This is a genomic window from Trueperella sp. LYQ143 (assembly GCF_046599595.1).
Taxonomy (GTDB): Bacteria; Actinomycetota; Actinomycetes; order Actinomycetales; family Actinomycetaceae; genus Trueperella.
Genome location: NZ_JBKIWR010000009.1, coordinates 1 through 17478 on the forward strand (window position 1 = coordinate 1; position 17478 = coordinate 17478).

The 17478-nt window shown below is 54.3% G+C and carries 13 protein-coding genes; 10 read left to right on the plus strand and 3 right to left on the minus strand.

The window, feature by feature from the left end; genetic code table 11:
- Positions 1–911: 911 nt before the first annotated feature.
- Positions 912–2240: a phosphoglucosamine mutase gene (gene glmM / locus ACLHIL_RS04280; protein WP_411296716.1), complete on the plus strand. Its 1329-nt coding sequence runs from the start codon at positions 912–914 to the stop codon at positions 2238–2240.
- A 610-nt stretch (positions 2241–2850) separates the two neighbouring features.
- Here glmM and coaA read toward each other — a convergent pair.
- Positions 2851–3789, minus strand: a complete 939-nt coding sequence (gene coaA / locus ACLHIL_RS04285) for a type I pantothenate kinase (RefSeq protein WP_411296717.1) — start codon at positions 3787–3789, stop codon at positions 2851–2853.
- 144 nt (positions 3790–3933) lie between these two features.
- Between coaA and ACLHIL_RS04290 the strand changes: the two genes are divergently transcribed.
- From ACLHIL_RS04290 to ACLHIL_RS04315, 6 genes are all read left to right on the plus strand, one after another.
- Entirely contained in the window at positions 3934–5805 is a 1872-nt protein-coding gene (locus tag ACLHIL_RS04290) for a bifunctional ADP-dependent NAD(P)H-hydrate dehydratase/NAD(P)H-hydrate epimerase (protein WP_411296718.1), read from the plus strand.
- Positions 5798–6922 (plus strand): alanine racemase, encoded by a 1125-nt coding sequence (gene alr, locus ACLHIL_RS04295; RefSeq protein ID WP_411296719.1) that lies wholly within the window; start codon positions 5798–5800, stop codon positions 6920–6922. The genes ACLHIL_RS04290 and alr overlap by 8 nt, the downstream gene beginning before the upstream one ends.
- Positions 6919–7437 (plus strand): tRNA (adenosine(37)-N6)-threonylcarbamoyltransferase complex ATPase subunit type 1 TsaE, encoded by a 519-nt coding sequence (tsaE, locus tag ACLHIL_RS04300; protein ID WP_411296720.1) that lies wholly within the window; start codon positions 6919–6921, stop codon positions 7435–7437. Before alr ends, tsaE begins: the two co-directional genes overlap by 4 nt.
- Positions 7434–8306, plus strand: a complete 873-nt coding sequence (locus ACLHIL_RS04305; RefSeq protein WP_411296721.1) for a hypothetical protein — start codon at positions 7434–7436, stop codon at positions 8304–8306. Before tsaE ends, ACLHIL_RS04305 begins: the two co-directional genes overlap by 4 nt.
- 111 nt (positions 8307–8417) lie before the next feature.
- A complete protein-coding gene (gene tsaB / locus ACLHIL_RS04310) occupies positions 8418–9167 on the plus strand; it encodes a tRNA (adenosine(37)-N6)-threonylcarbamoyltransferase complex dimerization subunit type 1 TsaB (protein WP_411296722.1) in 750 nt (249 codons plus the stop codon).
- Between the two features lie 11 nt (positions 9168–9178).
- Positions 9179–9748: a GNAT family N-acetyltransferase gene (locus ACLHIL_RS04315; RefSeq protein WP_411296723.1), complete on the plus strand. Its 570-nt coding sequence runs from the start codon at positions 9179–9181 to the stop codon at positions 9746–9748.
- On the opposite strand, the gene ACLHIL_RS04320 is transcribed toward ACLHIL_RS04315, so the two are convergent.
- A complete protein-coding gene (locus ACLHIL_RS04320) occupies positions 9745–12276 on the minus strand; it encodes an ABC transporter permease (protein ID WP_411296724.1) in 2532 nt (843 codons plus the stop codon). The genes ACLHIL_RS04315 and ACLHIL_RS04320 overlap by 4 nt on opposite strands.
- Positions 12270–12995 carry an ABC transporter ATP-binding protein gene (locus tag ACLHIL_RS04325; protein ID WP_411296828.1) on the minus strand — a complete coding sequence of 242 codons (726 nt, stop codon included), beginning with the start codon at positions 12993–12995 and terminating at the stop codon, positions 12270–12272. The genes ACLHIL_RS04320 and ACLHIL_RS04325 overlap by 7 nt, the downstream gene beginning before the upstream one ends.
- Positions 12996–13781: 786 nt before the next feature.
- Here ACLHIL_RS04325 and ACLHIL_RS04330 point away from each other — a divergent pair.
- From ACLHIL_RS04330 to ACLHIL_RS04340, 3 genes are read left to right on the plus strand one after another with little or no spacing between them, the layout of a single operon-like run.
- A complete protein-coding gene (locus ACLHIL_RS04330; protein WP_411296725.1) occupies positions 13782–14495 on the plus strand; it encodes a succinate dehydrogenase cytochrome b subunit in 714 nt (237 codons plus the stop codon).
- 10 nt (positions 14496–14505) lie between these two features.
- Positions 14506–16476 carry a fumarate reductase/succinate dehydrogenase flavoprotein subunit gene (locus ACLHIL_RS04335; RefSeq protein ID WP_411296726.1) on the plus strand — a complete coding sequence of 657 codons (1971 nt, stop codon included), beginning with the start codon at positions 14506–14508 and terminating at the stop codon, positions 16474–16476.
- Positions 16473–17216 (plus strand): succinate dehydrogenase/fumarate reductase iron-sulfur subunit, encoded by a 744-nt coding sequence (locus tag ACLHIL_RS04340; protein ID WP_411296727.1) that lies wholly within the window; start codon positions 16473–16475, stop codon positions 17214–17216. The genes ACLHIL_RS04335 and ACLHIL_RS04340 overlap by 4 nt, the downstream gene beginning before the upstream one ends.
- Positions 17217–17478 lie beyond the last annotated feature (262 nt).

The following is a 17478-nucleotide window of genomic DNA, read 5'->3' on the forward strand; positions in this document are numbered from 1 at the left end:
CACCAACAAGCCAACACCACCATACCCACCTGGGGCGACGCAATCTGCTGGAGGAACGAACTCCACCACACCACCCCATACCACAACACCTGGGACTAACCCACAAGCAACACATTTTGTCCTATAACCCTGCCTTGCAGGTTTGGATAAATCGGCGTCCATGAAGCAGCCCATGAGTATATGAGAGCAGTGCGTATTTTCTCCATTGACATATCTGAGCTATCGGACAGATTGCATGAGTTTTATGTCGTTTTTGGGTGTGGTTATTGAATAAAATGCATTGTTTTGCTCGAGGTTTTCCGTGCCCTAGTTCGGAAAGCGGAGCAGGAGTTGGCGCAGGGCAATTTTGAGGTCGGATGTAATCTGTGAGTGTGAGTGAGTTTCCCAGGGTAGATAGTGGGAAATCGAGTTTTACGTCGCGTGCTTGTTGCGATCTATAGGGCGAATTGTGGGGCTTTAGTGCTGTTTTTGTTGATGTAGTACCGGAAGTCGGGGTGAAGTTGGCGAAGATAGCAGAGGAAATATTCCGCAATGCCCACAGGTCATACACCCGTGATCGACGGCACTCGGCAAGCCTGCACTGTACGGGAACAGAAATACCTGAAGCGAAAAGAGCAGAGAAGCGCGAGAATAACGCGGCAGCCGGAGAACGTCATTCATCCGGTAGTCAACGTCGGCAGCTAAAACAGTCCAATACCCAGCCGCGCAGCCACAGGTGAGGAATAACGTCGGGCACAAAGCCTAAGAAGATAGCGAGGAAAAAGAAACAGCAGAAAACCGGCTAAGCATAAACGCGGCGCGGGGATGTGAGGATATGCCGCTGTTGCGGGAGAGCGTGGCATAATCAGGAGAGGTAGCCCCTTAGCGCAAGCGTCATCAAAAGAGGGGATAGATGCTAGAAAGGCAGCGAGATGGCTCGACTTTTTGGAACTGACGGAGTTCGCGGATTAGCAAATACAGAGATCACCCCAGAATTTGCTTTAGAACTCGGTCAAGCAGCGGCTCGGGTTCTTGCTGAAGAAGCGACGGGGCGCCCCAAAGCGATCATTGGTCGAGATACGCGGCAGTCTTCAGCGATGCTATCTCACGCAGTCGGCGCCGGGTTGGCTTCGGCTGGAGTGGACGTTGAGCATGTGCGCGAGATTCCAACACCGGGCATTGCCTATTTGACGTCGGCACGTCATTATGACCTCGGCGTTATGATCTCCGCCTCGCATAACCCCATGCCAGATAACGGCATTAAATTCATCAACTCTCAAGGTTTCAAACTTGACGATGCGATTGAAGACCGCATTGAAGCCTGTTTGAATACCCAGTGGGACCGTCCGGTTGGTGCAGCAGTGGGGCATATCTCTGAATCATGCGCGGTTTCTGATCGGGTTTACATGGATCACCTGGTGTCAATCGGTGATTCTCTGCGCGGGTTGAGCATTGTTTTGGACTGTGCCAATGGTGCGGCTTCCCGAGTTGCTCCCAAGGTATTCCAGGAGTTAGGCGCAGATGTCGTAGTTATTAACGCCTCGCCGGATGGTCGCAACATCAATAAAGAATGTGGATCGACGCATACCGAACGTTTGCAGGCGATGGTCAAAGCCGCCGAAGCAGATATGGGATTTGCCTTTGATGGCGACGCAGATCGCTGCCTCGCTGTTGACCATACAGGTCGGTTAGTTAATGGCGATGAAATCATGGGGTTAATGGCGCTATCCATGAAAGAACGCGGTGAACTGGCGAATAACACTTTAGTTATCACTGTGATGTCGAACCTTGGTTTGCGTTTAGCGTGTCAAGAAAAAGGTATTGATTTTGCGGTTACTGCGGTGGGAGATCGCTACGTGCTCGAAGAGATGCTGGCGCACGGGCACATGCTCGGTGGTGAGCAATCAGGGCATGTGATCTCTTTGCGGCATGCCACCACAGGGGATGGTACGCTGACTGCTGTTCTGGTGGCGAGTGAGATTGCCCGTCGCCAGCAAGCATTGGCAGAGGCCGTCAGTTTTGTGCAGACTCTGCCACAGCGTCTTATCAACGTTCCCAATGTGGATAAGACGCGCACGGAGCTTATCGCTGCAGATGTTGCTCGCGCCGAAGCCGAATTGGGAGAAACCGGGCGAGTGTTATTGCGCGCCTCAGGAACCGAACCGCTCGTGCGAGTGATGGTTGAGGCAAAGACGCAAGAACAGACGGACGAGGTTGCTGAACGTTTGGCACAAATCGTGGCAGATAAATTGGCTCTGTAGGGTAGCGCAACAGATAACGTCAATACGGCAACAAACCAGGAATGAAATAGGCGTGGGCGCACACTAACGATCCGGTGAGATCCGATTCGGTGGTGAAGAAAAATGTGCAGCGCATTGGCATGAAATGCCTACAGGTAGCAGGGAAGCCTGCGGGTAGCTGATGGAATATCTGCCGGCACATTCATGAAATACCTGCGGGTGCGCCATAAACCGTCATGCCTATCGAAGCATAGATAAGGTAAATCGAGTAGCCGGATGTCTATGTGTACGTCTATGTGCGCGCTCGCAAGACGCCAGGCATATATCCCTGATTGTGCCAGCGAGCGCTGACCCTATGCCGGAATCCGCCTCGCTCTAGCTGCTGTATCTATATCTGGTGCGGGTATATCTGAGGTAACTACAGCCGGATACCTCGTTTGCGCTAAGGATAAGGAAGCTTCCCCGTCATACCTATACCCGCCGCAGATGCTCCGAGCTGCGATACATAGCGCTGAAAATGACAGGTATCTGTGTCGGCTGGCGGTACCTGACTTTCCACGCACTGCGCTAGATAGCAGTTAGTGGCGTATGCCTCGTGGCAATACTATGCGGATGCGGCAGGGCGCGTGTGCTAAATTTTGCGCAACTCGATCTTCTCAATCGCATGCGTCGGCCCTTTTGTGAGCACAACGTCGGCCCGACAACGAGTAGGAGCGATATTGAGCCGAAGATTTGGCAGATTGATGGAGGACCAAATCTGGCGGGCCGTGGCTTCTGCCTCTTCGTCAGATAGATTCGCGTAGGCGCGGAAATACGAGTTTTCATGGGAAAAAGCGGTGCTGCGTAGCGAACGGAAGCGCGAGATATACCAACGTTCCAGCGAAGATTCGGCGGCGTCCAGATACAGGGAGAAATCAAAGTAGTCACTGACGGCAATCTGGGAATGAGCAGTATTGCCGGCAGGTTGTAGCACGTTAAGCCCTTCGAGAATGAGAATATCCGGGCTACGCACTTCGATCGTCGCATCGGGGACGATGTCGTAAGAAACATGGTCATAAACCGGAACGCGCACAGATTCGGCACCGGATTTAATCTGATGTAAAAACTCAAGGAGGGCCCGACGGTCATAGGATTCGGGGAAGCCTTTGCGCCCAATAATTCCGCGTTCGCGCAAAACGGCGTTGGGATATAAAAAGCCATCGGTGGGGACGAGTGCGACATGCGGTGTGTGCGGCCAGCGAGAAAGCAACTCGCGTAGTAAACGGGCAGCCGTTGATTTACCGACGGCAACGGATCCGGCAATGCCGATGATCCACGGAGTGCGCTCTGGCTGGCGCCCAAGGAACGTGCTGGTTTCGGTGTAGAGCCTGCGTTTGCCGTGTGCATAGGTCTGCATGAGCGCAGATAATGGGCGATAGATGGCGTCTGCCTCGGCGAAATCAATAGGATCGCCGAGAGTGGATAACCGAGTAACATCGCCTTCGGTGAGCGGCAGCGCAGCATTACCTGCCAGTTCTGCCCACTGTTCATGGGTGAAAGTCATAAACGGGGTCAGTTCGGATGTCGTCATTCTCCTAGTCTGACAATAATTCCAGCATTTCGCACATCAAATGCGGCAACAGTGGATTTCCCCTGCGGTGCTCCATGAGGTTTTAAGAGTGACGTGAGGCTCCGATGCGCATTACATAAGCGCGTAACATAAAGAACGACGTTAATGGTTGCAAACAGTGGGGGAGCGATGGACGGATACCGAGCCGCTGAGGTGCGCAGGGCGGAAGAGATCCCGTTAGCTGCTGGAGAACCGCTGATGATGTACGCTGCTCACGCAATTGCGCAACGAGTGGTCGATTATATTGCGAGTATTGCTGAGGAAAAGCCGGATCAAGAGAGCAAAGCTAGTGGGTTTTCTAATTCACATGCTGCCAGAGGCTATGCGACTTCGTCGGTGCATACCGAACAATCGGTTCCACACGCTGGTGTAACACAACACGAGCGCGATCTTCCCTATGTGAAACCGCCAGCAGATAGTGTGTTAATCCTGGTCGGAGCCGGAAATAATGGTGGTGACGCGCTATACGCTGGAGCTTTGCTGGCACAGCGCGGCTATTGTGTCACGGCATTATATGGCACAGCCATTCACGCCTCGGCGCAGGAATACGCCACTCGCTGTGGTGTGCGATATGTGGATATGCGGCAGATACCGGCAGAACATACCGATCAGACGTTAACAGAACTTGGCTGTTCCCATCGGGTGTGGATTGACGGTTTGCTGGGCAATGGCGCGCGTGGTCCGATGCGCGATCCCTACGCTGTTTGGGTGAAACATCTCAATGAGATACGAGCCGAGCGTCCGAATTGTCATTGGGTATGTGCGATTGATATTCCCTCAGGAGTAGGGGTTGATGAGGCAGATATACCAGGGGTATGCGTGAGTGCGGATTACACGCTGGCCTTGGGCGGGTATAAGGCGGCGCATTTTGCTGCTCCAGCATGTGTACGCTGCGGTCAGGTAGAGCTGATGACTCTTGGATTAGAACGCTATCTGCCAGCCCAGCCAGCGCTGGTATCAGTACAGCTATCAGATTTACGTGGACTATGGGATCTGACGGAGCACGCGGATAAATACTCGCGAGGAGTTCTTGGCATGCTGACGGGTTCGTCCACCTATCCTGGTGCGGCGGTTTTAGGTGTGGGCGGGGCGCTAGCGATGGGCCCAGGTATGGTGCGTTACCTGGGGGAAAGCCCGCTTGTTTTAGGGCAATATCCTGAGGTGGTCACTGAGCCGGGGCAGGTTGATGGCTGGGTGATTGGCTCTGGGTTAGTTGATATGCGCGAAGCTGAGCGAGCACTAGAGCAGGCGCTCGCAGCGGATCGTCCGGTTGTGTTAGATGCCGGGGCAATCTCCTTGGCTGTTGCGCGGGCAGTAGCTGTACCAGCCTCGGATAGTGAATATGCGAGGTCGGTTCCTGGTACGTCGGAGGCAGAAAAATATCCAGATGCGCCTTTGGTGCCGATTCCTGATACCCCTTGCGTTTTAGGGGTAGCTTCCTCCGATTCCTCAAAAGTGCAAAATAGTTGTGCGCAACGCCCCACACAACAGCACCGCCGATTAACGGATCGAGTTGTGCTGACGCCACATGCAGGAGAGCTAGCGCGGTTACTGACAGATCTGGGAGAACCAACGAGCCGAAACGAGGTCTACCAGCATCCGTTGCGGGCAGCGCAACGTGCGGCCTCGTTGACGGGGGCGTGCGTGGTGGCAAAAGGGGCTACCGATATTGTCGCCCATCCAGATGGTGTTGTGTGCGTCGGAGTGAGAGCGCCGGGCTGGCGGGCCACTGCAGGAGCTGGCGATGTGTATGCCGGCATGGTTGGCGCATTATTGGCCATGTACGCACATCGAGAACAAGAGATCGCGGATCGCGGAGGGATCGCCTGGCTTGCTGCAGCGGCGTCCACAATCCATGCTTATGCGGCTAGTTACGCGAGCGGGGCACGTGAATATCGCGGTGGGCATCCGATCATTGCCAGCGATATTATCCGTGCTATCGCGCAGATCATCGGTAGAATTAACAGCGATGAATAACTACTCGGCATCTGCATACATCTCCCGTCGGGCCTTTGACGCGAATCTGGCCCGCATGCGTGAGGCGACTACTGCGGAAGTAATGGCGGTTGTGAAAGCCGACGCGTATGGTCACGGTCGAGATACGATCTCTCGCTGGGCGCAGGAAAAAGGAACGTCCTGGTTTGGGGCAGCACAGCTTGGGGAAGCGCTGGAATTACGCCAACAGTTAGGGCCACATGCGCGTATTCTCACGTGGATTTATACGCCGGATGCTGATTTGAGAGCTGCCGTGCAGGCCGATTTAGATATTTCCGTCGGCGCCCCCTGGATGTTGGACTCAGTGTTAGCCGCAGCTCAGGAGTGTGGGCAGACTGCCCGAGTGCACATTAACGTCGATACCGGAATGACTCGTTCGGGATTTTCGCGCAAAGAGTTATGCCTCGCCAGCTCACAGTTTGCACGAGCGCTTGCCGAAGGAAGCTGCGAGATCGTCGGTTTGTGGTCACATTTGGCGTGTGCGGATAGCCAGGATGATCTCACAACCAAAATTCAAATTGATGCCTTTGAAGATGCGCGCTCCTGGTTACAGGAGGAGGGGATTCGCCCGCAGATCCTACATCTGGCAGCTTCTGGCGGGGTGTTATGGCATCCGGATAGCCACTATGACATGGTTCGCATCGGTATTGCGCTGTATGGATTAAGCCCGAATCCGCAACGTGCGACGGGCAAAGAGTGTGCCTTGACCCCGGTTATGCGTGTGGAATCCATCGTGATGTCGGATCAACAGTTGCGAGCTGGAACGGGCATTTCCTACGGGCATACGTATCGCTCTTATGAGGGTGAACATGTGGGGGTCGTCCCGATTGGCTACGCTGACGGCATTCCGCGTGTTGCGTCAAATCTGTGCAGTGTTGATATTGGCGGGGTGCTGTGCCCGATTCGTGGTCGGGTATGCATGGATCAGATCGTTGTTAGCGGGGAGCATATTCGTTCAGGAGATCGTGTGGTGATTTTCGGGGAGCCGCCCTACGTGAGCGTGGATGATTGGGCGATGGCCTGCAAGACGATCAGCTATGAGATGCTCACCCGAGTTGGCTCTCGAGTTAGGCGGATCTATCAGGAGGATACCCAGTGAAAATCCAGGCGGCGACGGTTGACGATATGCACCGAGTCGGTTCAGCATTAGGAAAGTGGGCACGCGGGGGAGATCTGCTCATGCTCAATGGCCCATTGGGAGCAGGCAAGACGACGTTAACTCAGGGGATTGCCCGTGGAATGAATATCGCGGCGCAGGTTTCTTCCCCGACCTTCGTCATTGCGCAAATCTATCGCGGGCAACAGATCGATTTAGTGCATGTGGATGCCTACCGCCTCTCGTCTCTCGATGAACTTGACGCTTTGGATCTCGACGCGAGCTTAGATGACTCTCTAACGGTCGTGGAGTGGGGCGCCGGAAAGGTGGAAGTACTCAGCCAGGACAGAGTGGAAGTAGATATTGAGCGACCAATCGGATCAGAAGCCGGCAACGAGCCGGATGATCTTTTTGATGATGCTCCTCGCACCCTGACCTTCCGAGCTATTGGGCCGCGTGCGACGGCTTATATGGACGATGTTCGCACCGCGTTAGCAGATATGGTGATCTCTGTATGAAACGCATACTGGTATCGGTGATGATGGCACTGTTGTGGCTGGCTACTCCAGCATTGGCGGCGCCGTCACCGGCTCCTGACCCAGGGCCGCCACCGCAAGAGGTCACGGCATGGTTCGCTGAGCGTGCGCTGGCGTCGGTGCGTTCCCACGCTGCAGACGCTTTCCCGGATGCCTCCTTGGAAGCAGTATCGCACTATACGATCGGTAATCCAGTGCGGGTCAGCACCTTTGCACAAAACGTTCCAGCTTCTCAGAGTATTACCGTAACGAATCGGTGGATTGCCCCGATCTTTGATGGCGGAACAGCAATTGGGGCCTTGTCGGTGAATTTCGATCAGCCTGCGGGAGGAGAGGAAATTATCCGACGTGATGCTCGATTAGGCTCTGCCGTCACGGCTGGTGGTGCCTCTGTTGCCGTGATCTACGACAGCGGGTTGCAGGCGTGGTTCTTGCTCAATGAGAGCGCTATTGAACCGGCTGATGAGGCAGCCGCAAACATTGTTCTCGGCTCAATCCCGCTCAATGACTTTCTCGCTCAACGTCAGCGAATTATCCAAAATACCGATACCTCAACGCCGGCTCCTGCTCAAACAACGCCGGCGAGTGAACCGGAATCCCACAACGTTCTCATGCATTTGGTGCGGATTTTGATTGCGTTAGCAGTGGTTATCGGCTCCTTGGTATGGCTGCGTTGGGATCAACATACAGATGATCCTCAAGAAGATACGCCAGAGGTGCCACATGACGATTTAGGGCATGTGGAACGCAAAGGAATCATTGGTAAACGTGAGGCAAAGGTACGTTTCCGCAGTTCTGCAGGGAAAGTATCCGTCTATAAAACTCCGCCCAGTGAGGAATCGACGCAATAGCAGGCCACCATCACAGCACCGGATACCGCAAGGATACGGGAGCGGGCGTAGATCTAACGTTAACTGCTTGCAAAGCGTGCGTCGATCTGCCAGCTCAAATGAAGGAGAGAGATGTTTTATTTAACGATTGATACGTCGATGTGGATCGCCGTGGGAGTGGCCGTCGAACGTGACGGTGAGGTGCGCGAATTGAGTTATCAGCTCATGCGCTCGAATCGTATGCATGCAGAGGCTTTGGCGCCGATGGTCAAGCAGGTGTTATCAGAAGCGGGTATTGAGCGTCCTGACGCGGTTGTGGTGGGTAGCGGTCCGGGTGCTTTTACTGGGTTGCGGGCGGGCCTGATGATGGCACGGACGCTGGCTCGTACTTGGGGAATTCCGCTCTATGGCGTCAGCTCGCTAGAGGTTCTCGCCTTGGCTGGGGCAGATGCAGGGGCACAAGAAGTCGTCGCTATGATCGATGCTCGTCGCCGTGAGGTCTACGCATTGCGCGCGCGTCCGATGGGGGCCGATGACGTCGCCATTCTTTCTCCGGAACGGATCGTCGCTCCGGCAGATCTGCATGCGGAATTGAGCCGCGAGCCAGCAGTCGTTGCGGCGATTGATGAGGTTTATCCGCATGTTGGTGTGGATACGATAGGGGGTCGGGTTGCGGTGGAGCATCGCCCTGTCGTCATGACTCGCCTGGCGCTATCTCACTGTGCTCGTCGTGCGGCTGGCGAGGATATTGACATGGGAACGCAGCCGCATTATCTCCGACGGCCGGATATTCACGGTGGTCATCCCCAGCCAAGCCAGTCTCAACCGGCTCAGTCTGAGGTTGAGCAGGGTGAGCCGAATCAATCCCAGCCAGCGTCATAGGGAACGCCGATATGGACGGGCGAGTACACAATCCGGAACGTTTCTTTCGCACGCCAGATGATACTCCGCACGAAGTGGCGGCTCAGCCGGCATCAAAACAGGTATATGACGAAGTATCAGGGCAACTGGTACGAGTGCCTTTCTTGTGGTGGGCATATCTCGCGAGTTTTGATGCAGATAATTTTGGAGTGGATGCCTGGCCTCCTGGGGTGTGGAAACAGGAACTATTAGCTCAAGATCGGAGCTACCTGGCGGTCATTCGGGATGATGGCCCATTACATCCCCGACCTTCCCTCGTGGCACTCGGTGGGATCTCGCACGGGCCGGAAGCGGAAATTTTGACGATCGCCGTGGCCAGGGCGCAACGTTCCCGAGGTATAGGTAGCGCATTATTGGCGGATCTATTGGCGGTTGCGCAGAGCCACGAGGCAGAGGCCGTCTTTTTGGAAGTGCGCGCTCGCGATGAGAAAGCACAGCGGATGTATCAGCGTGCCGGATTTGAAACTGTTGGGCGTCGCCCACGTTATTATCACGACGATGATGCCCTGATAATGCGCTATGAGCTTTCTAGATCTCACTAATCGCGAATAGCGCTCAGGATTGGTTGCCGACTAGCGCGGATAGCGGGTGGCAATGCGGCTAACAACCCGGCTAGGAGAGCACAGGCACTGACGACGAAAAGCGCTGGCACGGGAATCGAGAATACTTTTATTCCGCTGCTGGATAGATACTTTGCCAAGGCTGCAGCTAATCCGATTCCGCTGCTGACGCCCAGGACAGTCCCATATAGTGCCGTTAGGACGGATTCGACCCCGACGCCAGCGGCAAGGCAGATTCGCGAGATCCCGATAGCTCGTGATAGCCCGATCTCTCGTCGTCGCTCACTGACGGACAAACTCAAGGTGTTGATAATGCCGAGTCCAGCGATGAAAAGGGATAGCCCCACCAGGGCATAGATAATTGCCAGGGCTTGCGAAAGAACAGAAGCGGCAAATCCTTTCAGCTCTTCTTTATCCATGACAGCCACTAAGCCGGAGGTGGGAAGAGCGGAATGGATTGCAGCCTTCACCGTTTCCACATTGGCATGTGGATCAACGTGGATGAGGACTCTCATTCGTCCAAGTGAACTGATTCCTAATGGCTCAAGTTGTGAATCGTCTATAAATGCAGCGGCAAGGCTGGAGTCCTGGATGCCAGTGATGTGTAGGCTCTGCTCGCCTTTTTGGGTGGCGATCTTCAGGGTATCTCCCAGTGCGAGATGATGTGCGTGTGCTAACTGTTCTGGCACGATGATGCTATCTGCGCCGTGATGTTCCATGCTTCCGGCGATGAATTTCATTCGGAAAGCGTCGCTGAGGTGTGCTAAATCAGAGCTGACGACAAGCAGGGTTTCTGGCTGTGGATCATCAGGATAAATCGCGGAGGCCATAGCCAGTTTCATAGATAGCGTTCGAGCAACCCCAGGGGTATGAGTGATCTTATCGAATACCGCATCGGAGATCGTGGTATTGGGGTTGGATAGATTAGCTGGAAGGACCATGAGGTCGGTTTGTAACTCATTGTCGATGACGTCAACGCTTGAGGCGCGCAGGGAATCAGCGACGACTAAACCGGCGCTGACTAAAAGCATTCCAATCATGACTGCCCCGCCAGTTGCTGCGGTGCGTCGGGTGTTGCGCAGGGCGTTACCGGCACCGAGGCGAATCCACAGCGGGCGAAGGCGAAGTAACGGCCAGGAAATACCGCCAAGTATGAATTTAACAAGCCCTGGGCCAGCGATGAGTAACCCGATGATGAGGCCGAGGGCGCCGCATCCCAGAATGGTTCCCGATTGTTTGACCTCGGTCAAACCGACGATCAGTAGGCAGATAATTGCGCTGACGCACAGGGCGAGGCCGATAGTTAGCCGCAGCCAGACGGGGCGCTCGTTGGCTCCGCTGGCTTGTTGCATGGCAGTTATTGGGGGAGTTTTTGCTGCTTGCCGTGCCGGAAAGAGCGCGCCAATCAGGGTGACGACGATACCGACGCATACGGCAGTGAGTATGACGCGAACGGAAATTTCAGCATGTAACCCGGTGAAAATCCCGAAATGATCGAGTGCCCAGGTGGCGATCCGCAATAGACCTGTTCCGAGCGCTAACCCGATTCCTGCGCCGATAAGCCCGATGACCACTGCCTGCCAGGCGACCAGGGAGAAGATTCGCTGTGGCGCAAAGCCAACCGCACGCAGGAAAGCAAAATCCTGTAGCCGCGATTTAATGGCCATATTAAAGGTGTTGGTGATAATGAAAGTGGAGATCAGCAGTGCCAATCCCGCGAATATCAACAAGAACGTGGTGAGGAAGCCGAGCTGTACGTCAAGGTTTTCCTGATTCGTCTGATTGATTTCATCGGCCGTTTTCACGTTATAGCTGCTGCCAATCGCCTGGGTAATTGCCGATGTGACGTTAGCAGGATCTGACCCGCGGGATACTTTGACGATGATTGCGCTGGCGACGTCTGGATTATCGACGAGGGTGGGGACAAGAGCGTCACTTGCACAGAAAAAATTGAAGACGGGAACCGGATGCCCGTAATCAATGGTAGCGGTGATCCGGAAGGTAAGGGCCTGGTCATTGACGAGCAACCGCACCGTATCGCCGACGTGCAAGCCGAGGCGCTCAAGAGCAGTTTTCTCCACAGCTATCTCATCGTTTTTACTGGGCGGGTTGCCGTGGTATTCGATGTTGAAATCAGCCAGTGCGTTGGCGAGGGTATTCGATATACCGGCATTGCTTGCTGGCCGATTATCCTCGTCAAGGACGGTGACAGATAAGGCATACCGCGGTTGGGCTTGTGCTACTCCGGGGATTTTCACGACCTCTTGCGTCAGCCCGACGGGTATGTCCTGAAAACCGACGGCGGGTGCTGGAACTGCTGGCCCTCGAACTTGAATATCTCCTGGTTGCACTCCCGAAAGGCCAGATACCAGGTTAGTGGACATTGTTTCGCGCAGCGCTAAGGTGGCGCTCAAGAACGCGATCCCTAACATTACTGCGACGATGGTGAGTAAGAAACGACGCAGATGGGCGCGAACATCTCGCCAAGCGAGTTTCAGGGTTATCAACATTCGCTTGCGCCAATCTCCCGCAGAGTGTCGAGCACGGTATCCGTTTCTGGTTCGGTTAGTTCTTTGACGATTTCACCGTCAACCAGGAATAGGACGCGATCTGCCCAGGCGGCAGCGGAGGGATCGTGAGTCACCATGACCACTGTTTGATGAAAATCGTGGGCGGCTTGATGGAGGAACGCTAGGATTTGCCGGCTGGCCTTTGAATCAAGATTTCCGGTGGGTTCGTCAGCAAAAATGACCGCCGGTTCGGTGATAAGGGCGCGCACGCAGGCTACACGTTGCTGTTGCCCGCCAGAGAGCTCGGCAGGGCGGTGGTGTAGGCGGTCGGCGATTCCGACTGATTCGGTGAGCTGAGCGAAGCGTTTTGGATCAACTTTTCGGCCAGAGGCATCGGCAGGGAGGGTGATATTTTCTGCGGCGCTCAGTGTGGGAAGTAGGTTGAAAGATTGGAAAATAAAGCCAACTTTATCCCGTCGCAGTTTAGTCAGTTTTCGCTGTGAAAGTTCGGAGAGGCAAATGCCGTCGAGATACACCTGACCAGAGGTGACAGAATCTAATCCAGCCAGGCAGTGCATGAGGGTGGATTTTCCAGAACCGGATGGCCCCATGATGGCGGTGAATTCACCGACGGGAATATCGACATTTATCCCTTGTAGCGCCTCAACGCTGGTATCGCCTTTGCCGTAGGTTTTGCGCAGGTCGCGGGCGTGAATAATGTTGTGGCTCGACGTTGTGCGCGGGTTGTCACTCTCGTTGGGGTGAGCAATATCGGTGGCGGTGATCTGTGAGCGATCGGTGAGATCCTGTGAGATTGCGGAGCACTCTGAGGGGGATTCCGTTTCTAGCGGTGAGGTAGCTGTAGAGTTCGTTTTATGCATTAGGTGGCGTCCCATGCTGTTATGGTAACAATCTTGGGTTCTGCAAGGTTTTTTATCCACCAGCTATTTCCCATCCGCGCTGTTGCGCAGCCGCGAATCATGGCTTATAACCTGCGAAGAAACCGCATATATGCCGGAATACCTGGCTAGCTGAGGTAATCGGATGTTGCTGTGGAAAATGATGACGTAGGAAATTGATGTCTGATGTGGATATACCCGTGTTTTTTGGGGGAGGGGAAAAGGTGAGGGATTTGCCGTCCTTATTATTGGTTGATTATGAAAAGAGGGGCTGACGAAGAACCGCATCGCTGCGAATATAATCGCCGTAAATATAGCTGCGTCAGATTGCTACGCGATAAATCCAAGCGATAGATAGGTTCGCTAGCCGAGCGTCCTAAGAGTCGAGCAATCTAGGTACAAAGCCACAATATTCTGATTAACGCACCAAAACTATTACGAAAATAGTGCTATCGCACCAGAAAGCTGCGCTAGCTGTAAGCTGGCGTGTTAGCGCTAAATAATCCCGATAAGCACGGGAATTTTCTCAATTTGGCAAAGAAAAATTGCTTAAAATCAGGTCTTAGCTCCCGTAAAATCCGCTAGTTACTTTGCTAAATTGGGATCGTGGCTACTACAAATGTTGATCATATTAAGAGCCGGAGGACGACCGTCGCGCTAAAAGTCGCGATGGCGCTTACTGGCCTGCTTTTTGTCTTTTTCTTGCTCGCGCACATGTTCGGCAATCTCAAAATGTTTGCCGGCGCTCATGCCTTCAATGGTTATGCAGCATTCCTGCGCGAGGTAGGGTATCCGGCAGTTCCGCATGAGGGAGTTCTGTGGATCTTCCGCATTGTGCTCTTCTTGTCGATCATTATCCACGTATATGCGGCAATGACGCTGTGGGGTCGGGCAAATCGGGCACGCGGCAAGGCGTACAAGGTGAATACTGGTCGTAAGGTTACGGCAATTCACTCTTACACTGCTTCGCTTATGCGCTGGGGCGGGATTGGCCTGTTCTTGTTCATCATCTTCCATATTTTGCAGTTCACCACCTTGACGGTTCAGGTTGGTGGTAACTACAAGGAGATGACTCCGTATGCCCGTATGGTGGCGGCTTTCCAGCCGGCCAACTGGTGGCTGTATCTGATCTACCTCGTCGCAATGTTGTGCTTGGCATGGCACATTCAGCACGGCGTGTGGTCAGCATTGGTGACCTTAGGAACGTCACGTACCTCGCGTCAGCGGGTGTATAAGACGATTGCTGTTCTCGTTGCACTGGCAGTCGTGGTTGGCTTCTTGGCTGCGCCGACGGCGATTATGGTCGGATATCTGTCGTAAGGTGAGGGAAATGACTGAAAAACTTATTGAAGGTCTCTATCGCGAAGGTGATCCCATTGCGGACACCAAGGCGCCCTCCGGCCCCTTGGCTGACCGCTGGGAGACGCGCAAGTTCAAGGCGCGCCTGGTTAATCCAGCAAACCGTCGCAAGCTGAATATCATCGTTGTAGGAACGGGTCTGGCTGGCGGCGCTGGCGCGGCATCGCTTGGCGAGATGGGCTACAACGTTAAAGCGTTCTTCTACCAGGATTCCGCTCGTCGTGCCCACTCCATTGCGGCACAAGGCGGTATTAACGCGGCGAAGAACTACAAGAACGATAACGATTCGACCTACCGTCTGTTCTACGACACGATCAAGGGCGGTGATTTCCGCTCGCGAGAGTCGAACGTCTACCGTTTGGCAGAAGTGTCGGCCAATATTATCGATCAGTGCGTGGCGCAAGGCGTTCCGTTTGCTCGAGAGTACGGTGGTTTGCTTGATAACCGCTCCTTTGGTGGCGTCCAGGTGTCGCGTACTTTCTACGCTCGTGGTCAGACGGGTCAGCAGCTTCTGATTGGCGCATACCAGGCGCTGATGCGGCAGGTGAAGGCTGGCACAGTCAAGACGTACAACCGTCACGAGATGGTTGAGCTGATCGTGGTTGACGGTCGCGCTCGCGGAATTATTGCCCGCGATATGAAGACCGGCGAAATTGAAACACACATTGCCGATATCGTCATCTTGGCAACCGGCGGCTATGGAAACGTGTTCTTCCTGTCCACCAACGCTATGGGCTGCAACGGTACGGCTGCGTGGCGTGCCCACCGCAAGGGTGCATACTTCGGCAACCCGTGCTACACCCAGATCCATCCGACCTGTATTCCGCAACACGGTGAATCCCAGTCGAAGCTGACCTTGATGTCGGAGTCCTTGCGTAATGATGGGCGTATTTGGGTTCCGAAGAAGGCGGAGGATTGCAAGAAGGATCCACGCGATATTCCGGAAGAGGATCGCGATTACTACTTGGAGCGTATCTATCCGTCCTTCGGTAACCTGGTTCCGCGTGATATTGCGTCACGGCAAGCAAAGAACATGTGCGACGATGGTCGCGGAGTGGGGCCGGAGATCGGTGGCGTTGCTCGTGGCGTGTACCTCGATTTCTCTGAGGCAATTGGCCGTATGGGCAAGGATCAGGTTTCCGCTAAGTACGGCAATCTGTTCGATATGTACGAGCAGATCACCGGCGAGAACCCCTATGAGGTCCCGATGCGTATCTACCCGGCTGTCCACTACACAATGGGTGGCATTTGGGTTGACTACGATTTGATGTCCACGATTCCTGGTCTGTACGTGGCTGGTGAAGCAAACTTCTCCGATCACGGTGCGAACCGTTTGGGCGCGTCGGCGCTCATGCAGGGTCTGGCAGACGGTTACTTCGTTCTCCCGAATACCGTCAACGATTATCTGGCAGATGGCCCGTTTGAGCCGGTTGCGGAAGATCATCCGGCTGTGGTGGAAGCTCGTCGCTCGGTAGAAGAGCGCATCAGCTTCTTCATTAACAACGAGGGCAATCGTTCAGTGGATTCCTACCACAAGGAACTTGGCCACATTATGTGGGAATACTGTGGAATGGAACGTACTGCAGATGGTTTGAAGAAAGCCATCAACATGATCCGCGAATTGCGGGCTGATTTCTGGAAGAACGTTCGTGTTCCAGGTAAGGCGGATGAGTTGAATCAGTCGCTGGAGAAGGCTGGGCGCGTGGCTGACTTCCTCGAGCTCGGTGAGTTGATGTGTATCGACGCCCTGCACCGTGAGGAATCCTGTGGTGGGCACTTCCGCGCTGAATCTCAGACGGAAGAAGGCGAAGCACTGCGTCATGATGACACCTTCGCCTATGTCGCAGCCTGGGAGTGGACGGGCGAAGGTAACCCGCCGGTCCTGCACAAGGAAGACCTCAAGTACGAATTCGTCGAGATGAAGCAGCGGAGCTACAAGTGAAAATTAACCTTGAATTTTGGCGTCAAAACGGTCCGGAGGATTCCGGTCATTTCGATACGCATACCATCGACAACGTTGATGAGACGGCTTCCTTCTTGGAGATGCTCGATCAACTGAACGAGGAACTGTTCGCGGAAGGCAAAGAGCCGGTTGCATTCGACTCTGACTGCCGTGAAGGCATTTGTGGTCAGTGTGGTGTTGTCATCAATGGTGATCCGCATGGGCCGCAGGTGACAACTACCTGCCAGCTCCATATGCGCACCTTCAAGGATGGCGATACGATCACGATTGAACCGTGGCGTTCGGCTGCCTTCCCGGTTTTGCGTGATCTTGTGGTTGATCGTTCCTCCTTGGATCGTATCGTTCAGGCGGGCGGTTACGTTTCCGTCAATACGGGTGCAGCTCCAGATGCGCACTCTGTTCCAGTTCCCAAAGAGCATGCGGATCGGGCTTTCGAAGCTGCGGCTTGTATTGGGTGTGGTGCATGTGTGGCGGCGTGCCCGAATGGTTCGGCAATGCTGTTCACCTCTGCAAAGGTCATGCATCTTGGCTTACTGCCACAAGGTAAGCCGGAGCGCTACGATCGCGTTGTGAACATGCTGGCACAGCATGATGCTGAGGGATTCGGCGGTTGTACGAATGTTGGTGCATGCCATGAGGCGTGCCCCAAGCAGGTTCCGCTTGAGCTGATCTCACTGCTCAACCGCGAACTGATGTCTGCGTCGGTACACGGTCGCTAAACCTCATCTCGGTAGCCATCAGTGGGTCTTCCTATTTTGGAAGGCCCACTGTTTTATGCGCTTTTCTTGGCGGTACGCCACGCTGGCGCTGTAGGTACTGGGCTTAGTGCAGTACCTATGCCTTGTATAGATCTTCCGCTTTGCTGAGCAGGGGAATGAGAGGCGGAATGAATATCCTGTGCGATCGCGATACGTTATAGGATTTTAATGAGGTACGTCGGTCGAGTAGGTTTTCAACAGTAAGACCAGAAAACAATATATA

Bases quoted from the DNA above. Each gene is read 5' to 3' on its own strand.
- glmM (WP_411296716.1), top strand. From the start codon at position 912: ATGGCTCGACTTTTTGGAACTGACGGAGTTCGCGGATTAGCAAATACA.
- coaA (WP_411296717.1), bottom strand. From the start codon at position 3,789: ATGACGACATCCGAACTGACCCCGTTTATGACTTTCACCCATGAACAG.
- ACLHIL_RS04290 (WP_411296718.1), top strand. From the start codon at position 3,934: ATGGTTGCAAACAGTGGGGGAGCGATGGACGGATACCGAGCCGCTGAG.
- alr (WP_411296719.1), top strand. From the start codon at position 5,798: ATGAATAACTACTCGGCATCTGCATACATCTCCCGTCGGGCCTTTGAC.
- ACLHIL_RS04305 (WP_411296721.1), top strand. From the start codon at position 7,434: ATGAAACGCATACTGGTATCGGTGATGATGGCACTGTTGTGGCTGGCT.
- tsaB (WP_411296722.1), top strand. From the start codon at position 8,418: ATGTTTTATTTAACGATTGATACGTCGATGTGGATCGCCGTGGGAGTG.
- ACLHIL_RS04315 (WP_411296723.1), top strand. From the start codon at position 9,179: ATGGACGGGCGAGTACACAATCCGGAACGTTTCTTTCGCACGCCAGAT.
- ACLHIL_RS04320 (WP_411296724.1), bottom strand. From the start codon at position 12,276: ATGTTGATAACCCTGAAACTCGCTTGGCGAGATGTTCGCGCCCATCTG.
- ACLHIL_RS04335 (WP_411296726.1), top strand. From the start codon at position 14,506: ATGACTGAAAAACTTATTGAAGGTCTCTATCGCGAAGGTGATCCCATT.